Source organism: Paenarthrobacter sp. NPDC089714, from assembly GCF_044748905.1.
GTDB lineage: Bacteria > Actinomycetota > Actinomycetes > Actinomycetales > Micrococcaceae > Arthrobacter.
In genome coordinates this window covers 149,962-166,837 of the sequence record NZ_JBIVGX010000009.1, presented here as the reverse complement: position 1 = coordinate 166,837, position 16,876 = coordinate 149,962, and the positions used below count along the sequence as shown (strand labels likewise).

Sequence of the window (16,876 nt, the reverse complement as noted above, 5' to 3'; positions counted from 1 at the left end):
GTAAACGAGCTTCATGTTTTGCGAAGGACTATTGGATGGACGCAGACGGCCACGCCAAGGGCTATTGGTACGGGAAGGACCCGGGACAGAAGGAACTCGCCGTTGGCGTCCTGAATGCCCTCCGGGACTACCGGGTGTCCGAACAAGCCATGCGCAAACGGACCCGGTCCTCCATGCTGATGGGCGAAAAGGACCTGTTGGCGCTTCGGTACCTGTTTGAGGCCGAGGCCGATGGCCGTGTGATGAAGCCGAAGGACCTCGGTGACCGGCTGGGCATAACCTCGGCATCCATGACCACGCTGATCGACCGGCTGGTTGATTCCGGGCACATCCGGCGGGAGCCGCACCCAACGGACCGCCGGGCGCTGATCCTGCGGCCCACGCCGACGTCGGACCAGGAAGTCCGGCACACCTTGGGCGCCATGCACCGGCGCATGCTGGATGTTGCCAGCGGACTGGACCAGGAGCAGGCCCACGTGGTGATGGATTTCCTCCGGCACATGAGCGAGGCCCTGGACACGATCGACCACGAACCCGCCGACGGCTACGGGCCATCATGAGCTGAGGCTCCACTGCAGGATCAGGATCAGCGTCACCAGGAATCCTGAACCGTAGTTGAGCCAGATGAAGCGGCGCCAGGCCTTGTTGGTGCGTGCCGCCGTCGTATCCGTGACGTTCCACCAGGGCGCACAGTTGACCACGTACGGCAGTGCCACCACGGCCGCGAGCGGCCCGGGCCACGGCGTCGCCAGCATCGCGAGTCCAGCCAGCAGCCACAGCACGACGGCGAGCCGCACCGTGGCTCGGGCGCCGATCACCGTGGCGATGGAACCGATGCCGGCCTGCCGGTCCGGAACGATGTCCTGCACAGCACCGAACGCATGCGCCGCCATGCCCCAGACGAAGAACGCGGCCAGCAGGATCAGAAGGCCCGCGGTTACGTCCGCCCCGGCCAGCGCCAAGCCCACGACGGCGGGACTGACGAAGTGGGTACTGGACGTCATGGAGTCCACCAGCGGGCGTTCCTTGAAGCGCAGTCCGGCCACGGAGTAAGCCACCACGGCGAAGGCGCTCACCGCGAGGCTGATCCACGCGGCCGGCCCACCGGCGAAGGCCAGGACCACCAGGAAGGGCACGTTGGTGATGACGGCCAGCCACAGCATGGGCCGATGCAGCCGGGGTGGCAGGAGGGCGCCTTCGATGCCGCCCTTGCGGGGATTCTGCAGGTCCGAGGCGTAGTCGAACACGTCGTTGATTCCGTACATGGCCAGGTTGTAGGGGATCAGGAAATAGAACGTGCCCACTATGAGCACCCAGTCGATCTCCCGGGTGGTCAGCAGCATGGCCGCGGCAAAGGGGTAGGCCGTGTTGATCCAGCTCACGGGACGTGAGGCAAGGATGGCCTGGGAAAGCAGTCCGGCGGGACGGGACCCGGAGGGGTCCGGGGGGTTGGGGCGCACGGAGTCGCGGGCACCTTCCGGGGTGGCCGCGTCCGTCTGGGCAGCCGTGCGGCGTGTCAGCCACAGCCAGAGCCCGGGCAGCAGCAGGACGGCGGCCAGGGGATAGGCGAAGTCCTCCAGTGGCGCCAGGCCGATCTTCGCGCCGAGGAGATGGGCTTCGTCGTAGTGGAACAGCTCCATGCCGATCATCACTGAATCGAATACCGCCGTGAGGACCGCGAGGGCAGCAAAGGCCAGCCCGACGGCCCGCCAATGCGCTGCAGAGGGCCCCTTGGCGGTGCCGTCCCGCTCTCCGTCCCCACGGTGGGTGCCGCCGGCCGCTATGGCGGGCGCCGCCGTCGTGCTCCTGGCAAAAGCCGCACCGGCAACAGCCGCGGCACCCACGAACGCCAGGGCGAGCCAGAAGTAGGTCATGCGTTCTCCCGCTCCCGTGCGGAGTTGCCCGGAGTTGCCTGCACCAGTGCCCGCCTCTCGAGGATCCGTCGGGTGCCCGTGTACAGGACCATGGTGCAGAGAACCAGGAACAGCAGGAACACGGGCTCTTCGAGGGGGAGTTCGGGCGCCAGCAGGATCCCCGTGGCTATGGCCCCTTCGCCACGCAGGAAGATGCCCAGGCCGATTCCCGCCAGGTCCCAGCCGAGGAGGAACACCAGCCCGACGGCGGTGACGATCGCCGCTGCCTTGGCGTCGTGCCAGAAGAAGAGCCGGAACCGGTGGTCAAGGAGCAGCATGCATCCGATGCCGGCGAGCAGCGCTGCCAGGTATACGAAGCCCATCAACCCACCGTCCTGCGGGTGGTGCTGCGGTGGCGCACGGGGCTCGGCCCGGCGCTGTGGTCGCCACGGATCCGTTTCAGGACCAGCTCGGCGCTGATCAGGCACATCGGCACACCGACCCCGGGGGCCGTGGTGGCCCCAGCGTAGTACAAACCATCTACCTTCTTGGAGGCATTCTGCGCCCGGAACATGGCGCTCTGGCCCAGGGTGTGCGCCGGTCCCAGCATGCCTCCCCGCCAGGAGTTGTAGTCCCGCGCAAAGTCCGCCGGGCCAATCGTGTGACGGACAACGATGCGCTCGCGGAGGTCCGGAATGTCCGCCCAGCCGGCGATCTGGTCAATGGCGGCGTCGGCGATGTCCTCGACCCGCGGGTCTCCCGTGGCCTCCGCCCCGCCTGAACCCAACGATGGATCGGCCGGGATGGGCACCAGGACGAACAGGTTCTCGTGGCCGCCGGGGGCCACGCCGGAGTCCGTTGCGCTCGGCTTGCAGACATAGATCGACGCCGGATCGGGAATCCGCGAAGGCTTGCCGAAGATCGCTTCGAAGTTGGCTTGCCAATCACGTGTGAAAAACAGTGAATGGTGCGGCAATTCGGGGAGCTGGCCGCGGACTCCCAGCATCACCAGTACCGCTCCTGGACCGCTCGTCCGGCGCTGCCACCACGAACGGGGGTAGCTGCGGTCCGTGATGTCCAGGAGTTGCGTTTCCGTGTGGTGCAGGTCCGCCCCGGACACAACGATGTCTGCCACGCTGAAATGCTCCGCTCCGCTTGCGTCCCGCCATTTGACGCCCGTGACCTCGCGGGAGCGCTTGCTGCGGAACGGTGCCGGACCCTGGAAATGGCCGTGTGGAGTGAAGCGATCCTGGGCCTTGGGTTGGGCCTGCCTGGTGGCGATACGCAGCACCTGGGCATCGGTGTGGATCCGGACCCCTGCCTCCACGGCCAAGGCTTCAAGGCGTTGGACGAGTTCCCAGAAGCCACCCACCGGATACTGCACCCCATCGCCCAGGTCCAGGGCGCTCATGAGGTGGTACATGGCGGGTGCATCGGCGGGATTGGTCCCCAGGAACACTGCCGGATAACCCAGTACCTGGCGCAGCACGGGATGCTGAAAGCGCTGGGCGATGAACTTCTCCAAGGGCGTGGCCAACAAACGGGCAAGTTCGGGGAGCCCCCGGAGCACTTCGGGCTGCAGGAGTGCCTTGAGCCGGGTGAACGGGTTGTAGAGGAAATACCGTTCGGCCATGTCTGAGGTGTGCCGGGCGGAGTCCAGATACGCCTTCAGTTGCTTGGCGCTACCGGGTTCAAGCCGTTCGAACGCTTCCCGGACCTGATCGCTGCCCAAGGGGACGGTTACCGGCTCGGGCCGGGTGCCGGCGTCGTCCGGTTCGCTGAAGACACGGTAGGCGGGACTCAGCGTGCGCAGGTCCAGCTGTTCTTCCGTGCTGGTTCCAAGCAGCTCGAAGAAGTGGTCGAAGACGCGCGGCATGAGGTACCAGGACGGGCCGGTGTCGAAGCGGAAGCCGTCCCGTTCCAGCGTTCCCGCGCGGCCTCCCACCCGCGGAAGCCGTTCAAGGAGCTGGACCTCGTGGCCTTCGTGGGCAAGAAGTGCGGCGGTGGCAAGCCCAGCAATGCCACCGCCGATCACTACTGTCCTGGTCATCCGCGGGGTTCCAACCAGGTTGCGGCGACCGCCCGGGCGGCCAGTCCGGCTTTGAAGACATCGGGCACGCGGACCCGTGACTCGTAGAGTTCGGCAACGGATGTCCGCTCGATCCGCCGGGTCAAGGCTGCGAAGAGTGCCAGGGCGCTCCGGACGGCGGCCCTGGCATCGTGGGGGAGGAGCGGGATGACGGCGTTGGCATCGGCCAGCTGGGTGTGGATGGTTTTCACCCATTCGGCACGGTCCGCGTCTTCGAGGTGGTCCGCGGTGCCGAGGTAGCTGCGGCCCAGGCGTGTGGTGTCGTCGGAGAGGTCGCGCAGGAAGTTGATGTTCTGGAAAGCAGCCCCCAGCCGTCCGGCGCCGTACTCCAGGGCCGCAGCGTCGGCGTCGTCCATGGCCTGGCCCCGCACGAAGACCTTGAGGCACATCAGTCCCACCACCTCGGCCGAACCGTAGACGTAACCCTGGTGGGCGGCGGCGTCGAAGCGGAGCGGTGCGGCCGGAGCCGAGCCCTGGGCGCCAAGGTCGGTGCGCATGGAAGCGAAGAACGGGTCCACCAGGGTCTCGTCGATTCCCGCCACGCGGGCAGTCTGTGCGAAGGCGTGGATGATGAGGTCGCTGCTGTACCCGATCTTCAGCGCCCGGTGGGTCTCGTCCACAAAGTGGTCCAGGGCCTCGCATTGCTGCTCACGGCTCAGTCCGGCCTCGGCGGTGACGCCGTCTACCAGCTCGTCGGCCACGCGGACCAGGGCGTAGATGTTGCGGACGTGCTGGCGATGCCGCGGACCCAGGAGGCGCGTGGCCAGGCCGAAGGACGTTGAGTACGCCGCAATCACCTGGTTGGCGGCGCGTTCGGCGGTGCGGGTGAACTGGCTGAAGGAGGTGTCCACGTCAAGGCTCATGATTGGCGTCCTTCGAGTTGTCCGGCGAGCTCCAGCAGCACATCGCGGGCTCCGCCGGGGATGCCTGCGCTGGAGATGGCCTTGCGGAATTCATTCGTTTGCTGGTCGATGTGGCCTTGGACGAAGGTTTCCGCCCCGCACCCGGACAGTTGCTCCCGGACTCGTTCGGCGTCGCGGCCGCCCAGGTCCGCGCGGCCAAACCAGGGTTCGATGCCCGCCCACGCGCTTGTCTTCCGCGCGTAGGCGATGATCGCCGTTTGCTTGCCTTCGCGGAGGTCGGAAAAAGGATCCTTGCCGTGCTGGCGCGGATCCCCGAAGGTGGACAGGAGATCGTCCTGGAGTTGGAACGCCAGGCCCAGGTGGCGGCCCGCCGCCGCCAGCGTGGTCTCGGTGGAAGGCTCGACGCCGGCAAGCGTCGCCGCGGCGCGCAGGGGCAGTTCGAACGTGTACGTCGCAGTTTTGTAGCCGCACATGGTCAGGATGGTTTCGAGTTCGGGGGCGATGATGCCGTCTCCAAGGCCCACATCGAGCTGTTCTCCGGCCACTGTCTCATTGATGGTGTGTTCCAGCAGGTCCAGGAGCCTGATCCGGATTTCCTGCGGCAGTTCTGCGCGGGCGAACGCCTGGTGGGTCGCGGCGAGCAGCATATCGCCCATCAGGATGCCGCCCGTCTGTGCCCAATGCAGGGCGCTGTCCGGACGGCCGGCGTCGGGCCTTTCCCCGGACGGCGGCAGTTGGCCGGCCTCTGCGAGGAGGGACCCGATCAGGTTGGGGCGTCCCCGGCGCACGAGGTCGCCGTCGATGACATCGTCGTGCAGCAGGAAGGCGTAGTGCAGGAGTTCGATGGCGGCGGCGATGGAGATGGCAGTGCCGCGGTCCCGGGCGTTTGCTTCCGTCAGCGAGTCGTAGGTCTCCACGAGCAGCAGGGGGCGCACGAACTTTCCGCCGAGCACGTTCTCCCCGGCGATCTGCCACAGCCGGTGGAATTCGGGGCCGTACCGGACAGCGGTCTTGGTCCGCTCGCCAATGAGCGTAGAGAGTTCGCCCTCGATGGCCGAGCAGAGATGTGGCCTGGCCCGGACCATGTTCGGCATGGTGGTCATGCCGAGACTCCCAGGGTGAGGCCCTTCGCCTCAAGGAGTTGGGGGAACTGCAGGGCGAGCCATGGGCTGAACGCGCTGGCTGTGTGTTCGAGTGCTCCAGACAAGAGATCCGGCGAGACCCACACCCAGTCCGCCACCTCCGTGGGGTTGGGCTGGAGTTCACCATGGATCTGTGCAACGTAGACGGGGCAGAGTTCGTTTTCCACTACGCCCGTAGGGTCAACCGCCCTGTAGCGGAAGTCCGGAAGGGCCAGTTCCAGACGGGTGATGTCTGTCCCCAGTTCGAAGCGTGCCCGCCGCATGACAGCTTCCTCCGGGTCTTCACCCGGGCCGGGGTGCCCGCAGAAGCTGTTGGTCCACACGCCGGGCCAGGTCTTCTTTTCCGGGGAGCGGCGGGTCAGGAGCAGCTCGCCGGCGCGGTTCATGAGGTAGCAGGAGAAGGCGAGGTGCAAGGGCGTGTCCTCTGTGTGCACCCGGGATTTGAGGGCTTCCCCGATGGGCGTGCCGGCATCGTCCAGGAGGACAACCATCTCTGCGGTGTTCATGGTGAGCCTTCCTCCAACGCGAGTATTGCTAGACAAGCTAGAAAAAAGACTACCATGTAGGCAGTTAGGTGTAACATACTTTCATGCTCAAAAAGGGAGAAGTTGACGCAGCGTCCTCCTCCCGTCTCTACGACATGGAAGCCAACGATCCGTTGCAGCAACTTGTGGACAGGAGTGGGCTCAGTGACGCCGACCTGCGGCAGATCAACCAACTGATGGCCGCCATGGGCCGGCTGCGCGACGCGGAAGAGCGTTTGTCGGAGGCCTCGCTGAAGTACATGAAGCTCAACCCCTCGGACATGCGGGCGCTCCACTACCTGATCGTCTCTGCGAACAGCGGCATCATCGCCACCCCGGGCGCCATCGCCGCCCAGTTGCAGATATCGACGGCGTCCACCACCAAGTTGCTGGACCGCCTGGAACGCGCGGGCCATGTCACCCGGCAGCCACATCCCTCCGACCGGCGGGCGCTGGCCATTGCCATCACGCCGGAAACCCATGAGGCTGCCATGCAAACCGTGGGCAGGCAGCACGCCCGGCGCTTCCTGGCCGCCGCGCGCCTGACGCCGGCCGAAAGGGACGTGGTGATGCATTTCCTGGATGACATGGCCGAGGAGATCTCAGTGGATAAGGATTCCTGGGAGTAGGGGGATTGCTCGACGGGGGGCGGTACCTGGTGGCCGTCCGCTACCCGGCGAGCCGACCGCCGTCGTAATCCGCTACGCAGTGCTGTGCCGCTACCACCGACTTCGACGACCGGAAGGTGGTCGGAAGCCCACTGGCCCGGCGCGTCGGCACTCTCCCCATTCAAAGGGGGTCGTGGCGGTACGCCGGACTCGCGAAACGCGGGTGCCGTTGGCTGCCGGAGTGCAGCTGATAGAGCGTTCCGGGAAGGGGGGTGTTTGGTGAGAGAGGGTCGGCGGGTGAGGGGGTGTTTGGTGAGAGAGGGACGGCGGGGCCGATTGGGCCTTACGGACGCCGTGTGCAGAATCACACAGTGAGGTGGCTGATCACCTGTTGAACGGTGGCCTGTCCGGTTGATAAATTTGGTAGCGGCAAGTCATGCCACTCCCCATTTTTTCCCGCACAGCACCTAAGCACGACGGGCACACATTTTTGAAAGGCCACCATGGAATTGCTGTGGGAAATTGCCGGTTGGACGGGCGCCGTACTCATCCTGAGTGCCTACTTGAGCGTCTCCATGGGCTGGTTGAAAGCGGGCCGGCGTTTCCAGACGGCCAACCTGATCGGGGCGGTCGCCTTCATGATCAACGGCGCTGTCCACGGGGCATGGCCGTCGGTGGTCACCAACGTGGCCTGGTTCCTGATTTCCGCGATAGCATTGGTCCGGATGCGCGCCACGACTGAAGCCCCCTTGGCCGTGGTGGAGGAAGTTCCGCAGGTCCAGTTCCCCGGCGTCCCGGACACCACCGGCCAGATCGCCGTAGTGGAAGCCATCACCTCGGCCGTGCACGGCGACGTTGAACACCGCGTGGCTGAGTGCCAGGCGAGCCTGGTCGGCGGACACGCAGACTACGTGCCCGCCGAGGACTGTGCCGGGAAGCAGCCCGTAGGCCTGGCCGCTGGTGTCGCCTAGCCGGACCTAGCCCTGACCTGACAACGTCAGGGTAATCAGCACGCAGTTCAGGCCGACGATCAGCGTTGCGCTGGTCCATCCCGCGATCTTCAGCGGCAGGGAATCCACATGGATGCCCATGACGTCCTTCTTGCCCGTGAGCCGGATCAAGGGGATCAGTGCGAAGGGGATGCCGAAGCTCAGCAGTACCTGGCTCAGGACCAGTGCCAGGGTCGGTTCGATTCCGGCGCCAAGGATGATCAGTGCCGGGATGAGCGTAATCACGCGGCGCGCCAGCAGCGGTACGCGGACCTTGAGCAGGCCGCCCATGATGGTGGCGCCCGCGTAGCAACCCACAGAGGTCGAGGCCAGCCCGGAGGCCAGCAGACCGATGGCAAAGACGACGCCGATTGCCGGACCCAGCGCTGCTGTGACGGCTGCATGTGCTCCGTCAATGGTGTCCGTTCCCTCGATCCCGCGCAGGCTGGTGGCCGCAAGCAGCAGCATGGAGATGTTGACGACGCCGGCCAGCAGCAGGGCGCCGACGACGTCGAACCGGGTGGCTTTGATGAAGCGGGTACGCACCACCGGATCCGGGGAGAACCCGTGCCGGTCACGGGCGAGGGCCGAATGCAGGTAGATGGCGTGGGGCATGACCGTTGCGCCAAGCATGCTGGCCGCGAGCAGTACCGTGTCAGTGCCTTCGAAGCGGGGGAGCAGTCCGCCCAGTGCTTCACTCGCGTCAGGAGGGCTGACAAAAAGACCGGCCATGAATCCAACGGCAATGACCCCGAGCAGCACCAGGATGGCGTACTCGAAGGAGCGCTGCCCCCTCCGCGATTGCAGGGCGAGGAGAAGCATGGATGCGATGCCGATGATGACGCCGCCGGTGAGCAGGGGGAGGCCGAACAGCAGGTTGAGTGCCACGGCGCCGCCGATCACTTCGGCCATATCAGTGGCACCGGCAACGATTTCCGCCTGCAGCCAGTAGGCACGCCTCCGCTTGGTGCCAAGGCGCTTGCCGAGGATTTCGGGGAGGCTCATACCTGTGGCCAAGCCCAGCTTGGCGGACTGGTATTGCACCAGTACGGCCATGGCGTTGGCTACCACCAGGACCCAAACCAGCAGGTAGCCGTAATTGGCGCCCGCAGTGAGGTTCGCGGCCACGTTTCCCGGATCGACGTAAGCAATGGCTGCCACAAAGGCAGGGCCAAGCAGGAGCAGTCGCGACCAGACGCGGCCGGGGGCTGCTCGTTTTTCCAGGGTGGGTGCTGCCATGGTCAATCCTCATCATTGGGGCGTAGTGATACTAGGAGGATAGCGGAAAGTTAGGTGCACCGAAAAGTAGCAGTTAGGTATACCGTCTTATGGGCGGATTCCTAGTAAAGGAAGACCGGGAGCCATTCCCGGTTGTGGGCGTGCACCAGCGCCAGGAACAGCACGAAGTCGAAGATCAGGTGGACGGAAACCACATACGTGAAGGACTTGGTCAGCTTGAAGGTATAGCCCTGCAGGAGCGCGAACGGGAACGTCAGCAAGGGACCCCATGACTGGTAGCCGATCTCCCACAGAAACGAGCTGAACACCACGGCCTGGAGCAGGTTGGCCAACCAATCCGGGAAATGGTGCCGCAGCAGGGTGAACGTGGTGCAGATGAAGAACAGCTCGTCCCAGATGCCCACGGTGTTAACGCCGAGGAAGAGCCGCCAGAAGATGGTGGGGTCCGAGGCGTCGGGCCAGTTTCGGTAGACGCCAGTGGTGATCAGGTAGGCCGGCAGGATGAAGTAGCCCAGTGCCACCACTCCCACCAGGTAGAGCTTCGCCGCGAGGGGCCACTTCCGGCCGGTGTTGACCGGGAACCTGATGATGTGTTCCCGGTAGGCGAAGCGCGAAACCAGCCAAGGAACCAGCACTGCCAGGGCCAACGCGCCGCCCATGAGGGCCATGTGCTCCAGGCTTAGGTCCGCATTGAGCGGCACCAGGCTGATGATCACCATCCCCGCGGCGATCAAGGCGAGGTGCCGCAACAAACTCCGGTCAATGAAAGCCGCAGTGACCAAACCCAAAGCAATCAGCGAGTACCCCACCAGGTCGTTGCCAAGGGCGAACAACGGGATTCCGGACACCGAAAGAAGCGCCGCGGGCAAGAGTTTCCAGCTCAGGGCGGTCCGCGGCGCGTCCATCGAAAGTGTGGTCACCCCTCCAGCATCTCAAGAGTTTGCTAGATCCACTGAGGAGCCGCCGGAACTCTTTCGTTAGCGGCTGGTCCGGCAGCGGTTACTCCGTTGCTGCCTCGCCCTGCGGCCCATTCGACAACGGCGGGCAGGGGCCCGGTGATGATCGTGGGGTCCGCGGCGCTGGAGTCGCCGAACGGTACGTTGTTTCCGTCCACCCTGACGAGCAGCCCGGTATCGGTGCCACGGGTGCGCCAGGCGCCGGTGATGTCCGTGAGGAGCCGTTCCAGGACGGGCGTTGGAATGTCGTTGAAGGTGGCACCGTTGTCCAGGTCCACGGCGTGGATCCAGACTTCCCGGGTGCGCAGCCACGCGGTTTCCGACGCCGGGACGGTGCGGCCTTGGGCGGTGCGGACTTCACGGGCCCATGATGCGTCCGGGAGGTCGCGCCATTCCACAGACAGGTGCACGGCCGAGTGGTCGAAGAGGTTCCGCAGGGCGATCGGGGACAGCGTGGCGCCGAAGTCGATTTCCTGGTTCCGGGCCTCTGGTGAGGAATACATGGGGGTCTCCACGCCCGTAGCTGCCCACTCGATGAGCCGCGCCAAGGCCCGGGCGTTGTACCCGACGTGTGCCACGACGTGGCGGCGGGTCCAACCGGGAAGGCGCGTGCCGCCGTCGAGCTCTGCGTCGCTGAGTTCGTTCAGTTTCCGGGCGAAGAATGCGGTACCCCGCCGCGCCTGCAGGAGGTCCTCCTGCAGGCACGGATCGGTGGTGAGGTCGTGGCGGGCGACCATCAGGCTTCCTTGACCACACGATTGTTCAGCTGGCCCAGGCCCTCGATCGTGGTGACCAGAAGCTGGCCTTCCTGCAGGTACCGCTTGGGGTCCTGTGCGTGGCCAACACCGCCGGGCGTGCCGGTGGCGATCACGTCGCCGGGGTTGAGGGTGATGATGGTGGAGATGTAGGAGACCAGGAACTCCGGGGTGAACACGAGATCGCCCGTGGGGGTGGACTGCTGGATTTGGCCGTCCACGGCCGAGGTCATGAGCGGGCCGGCGGTGAATTCGTCCTTGGTGACCACGGCCGGGCCGAACGGCGTGGAGTTCTCCCACGTCTTGCCCTGCAGCCACTGGATGGTGCGGAACTGGTAGTCGCGCATGGAGACGTCATTCAAGACCGCGTACCCGGCGATGTGTTCTTTGGCGTCTGCCTCGGCGATCCGGCGTCCCTTCTTGCCGATGATCACCGCGAGTTCGGCTTCCCAGTCCACGGTGTCCGATTCCTGCGGCAGCGGCAGGTCGTCGTTCGGACCGATCAGGGATTCCTGGTACTTCGCGAACAGGGTGGGGTGCTCGGGGATCTCGCGGCCCATTTCCTTGATGTGGTTGCGGTAGTTGTGGCCAACGCAGATGATCTTGCCCGGGTAAGGCACGACGGCGGCGAGGTCGGCGCCGTCGAGCGCGTGCGTTGCGCCGTTGGCCGCCTTCGCCGTGGTTTCCCAGGCGGGGTCGGCGAGCAGGGCGCCGACGTCGGCGAAGCCGGGGATCTCGGTGAGGGTGTCGCCGTCCTGGCGGACGGCTCGGGTGCCTTCAGAAGTGCGGAGGGTGAGGAGTCTCATTACTTGCGTCCTTCGGTGTAGCTGCGGTTGAAGTTCAGGCGTTCGAAAATGGGGGCGTCGCTGAAGCGGAAAAGATCAAACCCGGGCTGATCGGCATCCGCCTGGAGGGACCATTCCTGCCAGGACGGCACAACGAACAGATCGCCCTTGGCCAATTGTTTGGTTTCACCGTTCAGGATCACGGTGCCGGTGCCCTCGAAGACCTGCCACACGCTGGAGCCGACTTCGTGGAGAGGCTCGGTGGACGCCCCGGCCCGCAGCCGGTGGAACTCGGCCCGGATGGTGGGCATCACGTCCCCGCCCGTAGTCGGGTTGGTGTAGCGGATCGCGGCGTGGCCCTGGGACACGGTGGCCGGGTGGCCCTCGTCTTCCAGGAGCAACTGCTCGCGGAGGGCGGCGTCGGTATGGTCCCAGCGGTACGCGGCGATGGGGGAATTGACGGTGTCCTGCAACCCGGAGAGCGGCCGCAGCCCGGGGTGGGCCCAGAGCCGCTCGGAACGGGAGATGTCCGGGGTGGCTTCGTCTGTGACGCGTTCGGTACCGAACTCGAAGAACCCGGCGTCCGCGTAGTGCACGAACGGGATATCCAGCCCATCGATCCAGGCCATCGGCTGGTCAGTGTCGTTGTGGTGCCCGTGGAAGTTCCAGCCGGGGGTGAGCAGGAAGTCACCGCGGCGCATGGCCACAGGGTCACCGTTCACCACTGTCCAGACGCCCTCGCCTTCCACCACAAACCGGAAGGCGTTCTGCGAATGGCGGTGCTCCGGCGCGGTTTCGTGGGCGCCCAAGTACTGGATCGCAGCCCACAACGTAGGCGTGGCATACGGAGTTCCGCCCAGGCCCGGGTTGGCCAGGGCGATGGCGCGGCGTTCCCCACCCCGACCCACCGGAACCAAGTCTCCGGCACGGGCGGCCAGTGGATACAGATCATTCCAGCGCCACACATGCGGGACGGCCTTCGGGGTGGGAACCATCGGCATCAGGTCGCCGATCTCGGTCCACAAGGGGATCAAATTCTCTGCATCGAAGTCCTTGTAGAGCTGATCCAGCTGGGCCTGCTCCTCCGGAGTGGGCGCGGGCAATTGATGGCCGGCGGCCTCGTGCGCGGCGGCGATTGATTCATGGGTCGTGTTCTCGGCGCTGATGGACACGAAGGCCTCCTCGATAGGGTCCGAACGGAATGTGGCGTAGTTCGACACTAGGGAGGGCCGCCTAGTGATCCCATAAAATTCTGTAGAGCAGAATCCCCTGAGGGGTTAGTCAGGCAGGCTCGGCCGGGTTGGCCGCGATGTCGATCTCCACCTGACGGCAGGTTTCCCGCAGGTTGGCGACCAAACCGGCGTCGAACACCTTGCGAAACCGGGTGGAGGGGGTGGCGACTGTCAGGGCCCCCACCACCGCCCCGGCCCTGTTGTGCAATGCCATGCCCAGGGCGCTGACGCCTTCTTCCGTCCCTTCGAAGTTGGCCGCGAAGCCGTTGCTGCGGATGCTCTCCAACTCCCGCAGGAAGGCGCCATATTCGGCGTCCGGAATGGTGTCACCACTGATTCCCGCGTTCTGGCTGCGGAACAATTGCTCCATCATGGCCGGTTCGAGCTCGGCCAGCATGGCCTTGCCCCCGGAGGTCTTGTCAGCAGGCATGACGGTCCCTTGCCGGTCGCCGATCCGGAGCACGTTGCTGCCCTCCACTGTCGCCAGGAAGCGGACCCTGGTGCCCACCCGGACCATCAAATTGACCGTCTCGTCAAGCCGCGATGACAGGAGTTCCATGTGGGGCAGCGCCAGGTCCCTCAGCTGCCTGGTCCAACTGAGCCCCGCCGGGCCAACGCCCATGGCCGGCCCCGGAACATACCGCCGGTTCTCGTCCTGGACGGCGAAGCCCCGGTACACAAGCATCGCCAGCAGGCGGTGGGCCGTCGAGGGTGCTACTCCGAGTTCTGCCGCAGCATCCTTGAGCCGCAGAGTGCCCACGTCGCGGAGGAGCTGCAGGAGTTGCAGCGCGTTGTCCACTGCTTCGATGGAGTAAGTGGGCCGTTTTTGGACCGGTTTCCGACTGCCCGCGCCTGGTGTTTTATTCTGCACATCAGAATTGTATGGTGCTTCACTGAGGGTTCACCTGACAGTTGGTGGCATGAATCACACACTTCCCGCTGCAGCGTCGCAACGGCCGGCCACCGGAACCTCCCCGAAGTTTTCCACCGGTTCGGCCCTGGCCGTCCTGGTCTGCTGGCTCCTTGTGGTTTTCGACGGTTACGACCTCATTGTCTACGGCACCGTGCAGTCCTCGCTGATCGCCGACACTACCTGGGGACTCACCAAGGCCACGGCAGGAACCATCGGTTCCATGGCCTTCCTGGGCATGATGATCGGCGCCATCTTCGCCGGTAGGATGGCCGATTCGTGGGGACGGCGGAAGACCATTCTCGGATGCGCCACGGTTTTCTCGGTCTTCACCATCCTGTGCGCCTTCGCCCCGAACGCCGCGGTTTTCGGTGGTCTCCGCCTGCTCGCGGGCATCGGCCTGGGCGGTCTGGTGCCGTCTGCCAACGCGCTGGTAGCCGAGTTGGTTCCCGCGAAGTGGCGCTCCACCGCGGCCACCCTCATGATGTCCGGAGTTCCCATTGGCGGCTCTATCGCAGCCCTGGTGGGCATTCCGATGATTCCGGCCTTCGGCTGGCCATCCATGTTCCTCGTGGCTGTGCTTGCTTTGGTGATCGTCGTTCCGCTGGGTATCAAGTACATTCCCGAAACCCTCGCGCCGACGAACTCCAAGGCCGCCGGCAAAGAAGCGATCGGTTTCTCGTCGCTCCTGCGCGCCCCCTACTTGGGCGTCAGCGTACTGTTTGCCGTCGCCACCATTGCGACACTCTTCGCCTGGTACGGCCTGGGCACCTGGCTGCCGAACCTCATGCAGATCGCCGGCTACAACCTCGGTTCTGCACTCACCTTCGCCCTTGCGTTGAACCTCGGCGCGGTTGCCGGTTCGGTCATCACGGCATGGGCGGGAACACGCTTTGGACCGATTCCGACGGCGGTCGCAGCGGCCGCCGTCGCTGCCGTCGGGCTGTTGGTCCTGTTGGCGGGACCGCCGGTGACGGTGGTCTACCTCGCCCTGGTGCTGGCCGGCGTCGGGACCCATGGGACGCAGTGCCTGATCATCGCCGCCGTGGCAAGCCACTACCCGGACCATCTGCGTGGTACCGCCCTGGGTTGGGCGCTCGGCACCGGCCGGATAGGTGCAGTGGTTGCCCCGCAGGTGGGCGGCCTCCTCCTGGCAGCCGGGCTGGGCGTCGGCTCCAACTTCCTCACGTTCGCCGGCGCCGCAGCCGCAGCCGCAATCCTGCTGGCCGCCGTCGGATTCACCATCAAAGCAAAGCAAGGAGCAACACATGACTGAGCACGCCAATTCCACCGATGTCCTGGTAGTCGGAGGCGGCATGGCAGGGCTTGCGGGGGCACTGGCCCTGCGCGAAAACGGAGCCAACGTGACCCTCGTGGAACGTGCGCCGGAATTCGGGGAAGTGGGCGCGGGCCTCCAGATGGCTCCGAACGCCTCCCGGGTTCTCCAGCGCTGGGGACTCCTTGAGAAGGCCCTGGAAATCGGGGTACAGCCAAAGCACTTGGTGTTCCGGGATGCCGTGACCGGGGAAGAATTGACCCGGCAGAGCCTCAAGGGTGAGTTCGAGGAGCGCTACGGCGCACCGTATGTAGTGATCCACCGCAGCGACCTGCACCGTGTGCTGCTTGAAGGATGCGAAGCTGCCGGCGTGAAACTGGTCAACGACGTCCTGGTGGAACGCGTCGACACCGTGGGCGGCAGGGCAATCGCCCGTACAGCCTCCGGTCAGGACTATGAAGCTGACGTGGTGATCGGTGCCGATGGGCTCAAATCCACGCTTCGCCCGCAGGTGGCACAGGACCAGCCTGTGTCTTCCGCCTACGTCGCCTACCGCGGCACCGTTCCCATCACGGCGGAGACTCCCGCTGCCGACCTTGAGGACGTTGTGGTCTACCTCGGCCCGGACTGCCACCTGGTCCAGTACCCGCTCCGCAAGGGCGAATTGCTCAACACGGTGGCAGTGTTCAAGTCACCGTCCTTCGAGCGCGGCGAAGAGCAATACGGCGGAGTGGACGAACTGCAGGCGGCCTACAAGGACTGTGTTCCGGCGGTACAGGCCGCGCTGGCCAACCTCGGTACCAGCATCCGTTGGCCGATGTATGACCGAGACCCGATCGAAAACTGGGTTGCCGGGCGGATGGTCCTGATGGGCGACGCCGCCCACCCCATGCTCCAGTACCTCGCGCAGGGTGCCTGCCAGGCGCTCGAAGACGCGGCGGTGCTGCAGGACGTCAGCGCCAACACGGTCTTCAGCGAGGACGGCATCAACCCGACCGGCTGGGACGAGGCCATCCGGGCTTTCAATGCCGCCCGGACAGAACGCACGTCCCGCGTCCAGCGCACGGCCCGTGTCTGGGGTGAGTCCTGGCATGTCTCCGGTGTGGCACGGACGCTCCGGAACCTCCTCTTCAAGAGCCGGAAGGACAACGACTTCCAGTACAACGATTGGCTCTACGGCCAGACGGGCGAGGGCCGGCCAGCGGCTGAGGCACCGAGGACCCGGTTTGCCAGCCGGGCTTCTGTCTGAGCTCCGGCAATTTCCTTGGTCAAACCTACCCACCTTCGCGCCGAGGTGGGCTATCTTGACAGGTATGCGGCCCGAACCGTAATTCCTTGGGGGATCCGGATTCACCGGTTGCGTGGTTAATGTTCTGCAGCACGTTTGCACTTGTTCCGTATCGATGAAAGGAAATGCCTTGGCTGTTTCTGTTGAATTGGGCAAAGCACTCGATAAAGCCTACGAAAATGCCAGCCTGGACGAGGTCCTGGCCGCTCCGCCGTCAGCGTTGGCCGGATTGACGGACAAGCATGATGAATTGCTTGCCGGTCTGGGCATCAAGACGGTGCGCGATCTGGGAAGCAACAAGTATTTTGCCACTGCCGGCGTCTTGGTTGCACTGGCCGGAAAAGCCGATTGATCCACTAAAGCGGGC

At 65.3% G+C, this 16,876-nt stretch carries 18 protein-coding genes; 6 read left to right on the top strand and 12 right to left on the bottom strand.

All coding sequences use genetic code 11. The features are described from left to right. Nucleotides 1–35: 35 nt before the first annotated feature. Nucleotides 36–560, top strand: coding sequence for a MarR family winged helix-turn-helix transcriptional regulator (locus ACIPY3_RS16185; RefSeq protein ID WP_400335687.1), 525 nt, complete (start codon nucleotides 36–38; stop codon nucleotides 558–560). Here ACIPY3_RS16185 and ACIPY3_RS16180 read toward each other — a convergent pair. From ACIPY3_RS16180 to idi, 6 genes are read right to left on the bottom strand one after another with little or no spacing between them, the layout of a single operon-like run. Next, nucleotides 555–1,874 (bottom strand): prenyltransferase, encoded by a 1,320-nt coding sequence (locus tag ACIPY3_RS16180; RefSeq protein WP_400335685.1) that lies wholly within the window; start codon nucleotides 1,872–1,874, stop codon nucleotides 555–557. The two genes, ACIPY3_RS16185 and ACIPY3_RS16180, sit on opposite strands and share 6 nt — an antisense overlap. After that, nucleotides 1,871–2,236: a lycopene cyclase domain-containing protein gene (locus tag ACIPY3_RS16175; protein WP_400335684.1), complete on the bottom strand. Its 366-nt coding sequence runs from the start codon at nucleotides 2,234–2,236 to the stop codon at nucleotides 1,871–1,873. The genes ACIPY3_RS16180 and ACIPY3_RS16175 overlap by 4 nt, the downstream gene beginning before the upstream one ends. Further along, nucleotides 2,236–3,903 (bottom strand): phytoene desaturase family protein, encoded by a 1,668-nt coding sequence (gene crtI / locus ACIPY3_RS16170; RefSeq protein WP_400335682.1) that lies wholly within the window; start codon nucleotides 3,901–3,903, stop codon nucleotides 2,236–2,238. Before crtI ends, ACIPY3_RS16175 begins: the two co-directional genes overlap by 1 nt. Continuing rightward, nucleotides 3,900–4,805, bottom strand: a complete 906-nt coding sequence (locus ACIPY3_RS16165; protein WP_400335680.1) for a phytoene/squalene synthase family protein — start codon at nucleotides 4,803–4,805, stop codon at nucleotides 3,900–3,902. Before ACIPY3_RS16165 ends, crtI begins: the two co-directional genes overlap by 4 nt. After that, nucleotides 4,802–5,908, bottom strand: a complete 1,107-nt coding sequence (locus ACIPY3_RS16160) for a polyprenyl synthetase family protein (RefSeq protein ID WP_400335679.1) — start codon at nucleotides 5,906–5,908, stop codon at nucleotides 4,802–4,804. Before ACIPY3_RS16160 ends, ACIPY3_RS16165 begins: the two co-directional genes overlap by 4 nt. After that, nucleotides 5,905–6,453 (bottom strand): isopentenyl-diphosphate Delta-isomerase, encoded by a 549-nt coding sequence (idi, locus tag ACIPY3_RS16155; RefSeq protein ID WP_400335678.1) that lies wholly within the window; start codon nucleotides 6,451–6,453, stop codon nucleotides 5,905–5,907. Before idi ends, ACIPY3_RS16160 begins: the two co-directional genes overlap by 4 nt. A gap of 83 nt (nucleotides 6,454–6,536) precedes the next feature. Here idi and ACIPY3_RS16150 point away from each other — a divergent pair, with 83 nt between their 5' ends. Both ACIPY3_RS16150 and ACIPY3_RS16145 read left to right on the top strand, forming a co-directional pair. Further along, nucleotides 6,537–7,100 (top strand): MarR family winged helix-turn-helix transcriptional regulator, encoded by a 564-nt coding sequence (locus ACIPY3_RS16150; RefSeq protein ID WP_400335675.1) that lies wholly within the window; start codon nucleotides 6,537–6,539, stop codon nucleotides 7,098–7,100. Nucleotides 7,101–7,582: 482 nt separating this feature from the next. Then, entirely contained in the window at nucleotides 7,583–8,050 is a 468-nt protein-coding gene (locus tag ACIPY3_RS16145) for a hypothetical protein (RefSeq protein WP_400335668.1), read from the top strand. Between the two features lie 6 nt (nucleotides 8,051–8,056). Here ACIPY3_RS16145 and ACIPY3_RS16140 read toward each other — a convergent pair whose 3' ends face one another. From ACIPY3_RS16140 to ACIPY3_RS16115, 6 genes are all read right to left on the bottom strand, one after another. After that, nucleotides 8,057–9,307 (bottom strand): Nramp family divalent metal transporter, encoded by a 1,251-nt coding sequence (locus tag ACIPY3_RS16140; RefSeq protein ID WP_400335665.1) that lies wholly within the window; start codon nucleotides 9,305–9,307, stop codon nucleotides 8,057–8,059. A gap of 101 nt (nucleotides 9,308–9,408) precedes the next feature. After that, the gene (locus ACIPY3_RS16135) at nucleotides 9,409–10,212 is read right to left on the bottom strand and encodes a CPBP family intramembrane glutamic endopeptidase (RefSeq protein WP_400335759.1); all 804 of its coding nucleotides are present in this window, start codon (nucleotides 10,210–10,212) and stop codon (nucleotides 9,409–9,411) included. Between the two features lie 38 nt (nucleotides 10,213–10,250). Next, nucleotides 10,251–11,000, bottom strand: coding sequence for a maleylpyruvate isomerase family mycothiol-dependent enzyme (locus ACIPY3_RS16130; protein WP_400335662.1), 750 nt, complete (start codon nucleotides 10,998–11,000; stop codon nucleotides 10,251–10,253). Continuing rightward, complete coding sequence (locus tag ACIPY3_RS16125; RefSeq protein WP_400335661.1) at nucleotides 11,000–11,824, bottom strand: fumarylacetoacetate hydrolase family protein; 825 nt, start codon at nucleotides 11,822–11,824, stop codon at nucleotides 11,000–11,002. The genes ACIPY3_RS16130 and ACIPY3_RS16125 overlap by 1 nt, the downstream gene beginning before the upstream one ends. Beyond that, nucleotides 11,824–12,975, bottom strand: a complete 1,152-nt coding sequence (locus ACIPY3_RS16120; protein WP_400335659.1) for a cupin domain-containing protein — start codon at nucleotides 12,973–12,975, stop codon at nucleotides 11,824–11,826. Before ACIPY3_RS16120 ends, ACIPY3_RS16125 begins: the two co-directional genes overlap by 1 nt. A 109-nt stretch (nucleotides 12,976–13,084) precedes the next feature. Continuing rightward, nucleotides 13,085–13,906 carry an IclR family transcriptional regulator gene (locus ACIPY3_RS16115; protein WP_400335658.1) on the bottom strand — a complete coding sequence of 274 codons (822 nt, stop codon included), beginning with the start codon at nucleotides 13,904–13,906 and terminating at the stop codon, nucleotides 13,085–13,087. A 49-nt stretch (nucleotides 13,907–13,955) separates the two neighbouring features. On the opposite strand from ACIPY3_RS16115, the gene ACIPY3_RS16110 reads away from it, so the two are divergent. The 3 genes from ACIPY3_RS16110 (at nucleotide 13,956) to ACIPY3_RS16100 (ending at nucleotide 16,861) form a co-directional block, all read left to right on the top strand. Continuing rightward, on the top strand, nucleotides 13,956–15,221 hold the full coding sequence (locus ACIPY3_RS16110) for an MFS transporter (RefSeq protein WP_400335657.1): 1,266 nt from the start codon (nucleotides 13,956–13,958) through the stop codon (nucleotides 15,219–15,221). Further along, entirely contained in the window at nucleotides 15,214–16,470 is a 1,257-nt protein-coding gene (locus tag ACIPY3_RS16105) for an FAD-dependent oxidoreductase (protein ID WP_400335655.1), read from the top strand. Before ACIPY3_RS16110 ends, ACIPY3_RS16105 begins: the two co-directional genes overlap by 8 nt. 169 nt (nucleotides 16,471–16,639) lie before the next feature. Next, nucleotides 16,640–16,861, top strand: coding sequence for a hypothetical protein (locus ACIPY3_RS16100; RefSeq protein WP_400335653.1), 222 nt, complete (start codon nucleotides 16,640–16,642; stop codon nucleotides 16,859–16,861). The last annotated feature ends 15 nt before the right edge of the window (nucleotides 16,862–16,876 follow it).

What these genes read in the sequence shown, in the direction of transcription:
- ACIPY3_RS16130 (WP_400335662.1), bottom strand. Translation starts at nt 11,000, where the DNA reads ATGGTCGCCCGCCACGACCTCACCACCGATCCGTGCCTGCAGGAGGAC.
- ACIPY3_RS16125 (WP_400335661.1), bottom strand. Translation starts at nt 11,824, where the DNA reads ATGAGACTCCTCACCCTCCGCACTTCTGAAGGCACCCGAGCCGTCCGC.
- ACIPY3_RS16150 (WP_400335675.1), top strand. Translation starts at nt 6,537, where the DNA reads ATGCTCAAAAAGGGAGAAGTTGACGCAGCGTCCTCCTCCCGTCTCTAC.
- ACIPY3_RS16135 (WP_400335759.1), bottom strand. Translation starts at nt 10,212, where the DNA reads ATGGACGCGCCGCGGACCGCCCTGAGCTGGAAACTCTTGCCCGCGGCG.
- ACIPY3_RS16140 (WP_400335665.1), bottom strand. Translation starts at nt 9,307, where the DNA reads ATGGCAGCACCCACCCTGGAAAAACGAGCAGCCCCCGGCCGCGTCTGG.
- crtI (WP_400335682.1), bottom strand. Translation starts at nt 3,903, where the DNA reads ATGACCAGGACAGTAGTGATCGGCGGTGGCATTGCTGGGCTTGCCACC.
- idi (WP_400335678.1), bottom strand. Translation starts at nt 6,453, where the DNA reads ATGAACACCGCAGAGATGGTTGTCCTCCTGGACGATGCCGGCACGCCC.
- ACIPY3_RS16165 (WP_400335680.1), bottom strand. Translation starts at nt 4,805, where the DNA reads ATGAGCCTTGACGTGGACACCTCCTTCAGCCAGTTCACCCGCACCGCC.
- ACIPY3_RS16110 (WP_400335657.1), top strand. Translation starts at nt 13,956, where the DNA reads ATGAATCACACACTTCCCGCTGCAGCGTCGCAACGGCCGGCCACCGGA.
- ACIPY3_RS16175 (WP_400335684.1), bottom strand. Translation starts at nt 2,236, where the DNA reads ATGGGCTTCGTATACCTGGCAGCGCTGCTCGCCGGCATCGGATGCATG.
- ACIPY3_RS16185 (WP_400335687.1), top strand. Translation starts at nt 36, where the DNA reads ATGGACGCAGACGGCCACGCCAAGGGCTATTGGTACGGGAAGGACCCG.
- ACIPY3_RS16145 (WP_400335668.1), top strand. Translation starts at nt 7,583, where the DNA reads ATGGAATTGCTGTGGGAAATTGCCGGTTGGACGGGCGCCGTACTCATC.
- ACIPY3_RS16105 (WP_400335655.1), top strand. Translation starts at nt 15,214, where the DNA reads ATGACTGAGCACGCCAATTCCACCGATGTCCTGGTAGTCGGAGGCGGC.
- ACIPY3_RS16160 (WP_400335679.1), bottom strand. Translation starts at nt 5,908, where the DNA reads ATGACCACCATGCCGAACATGGTCCGGGCCAGGCCACATCTCTGCTCG.
- ACIPY3_RS16180 (WP_400335685.1), bottom strand. Translation starts at nt 1,874, where the DNA reads ATGACCTACTTCTGGCTCGCCCTGGCGTTCGTGGGTGCCGCGGCTGTT.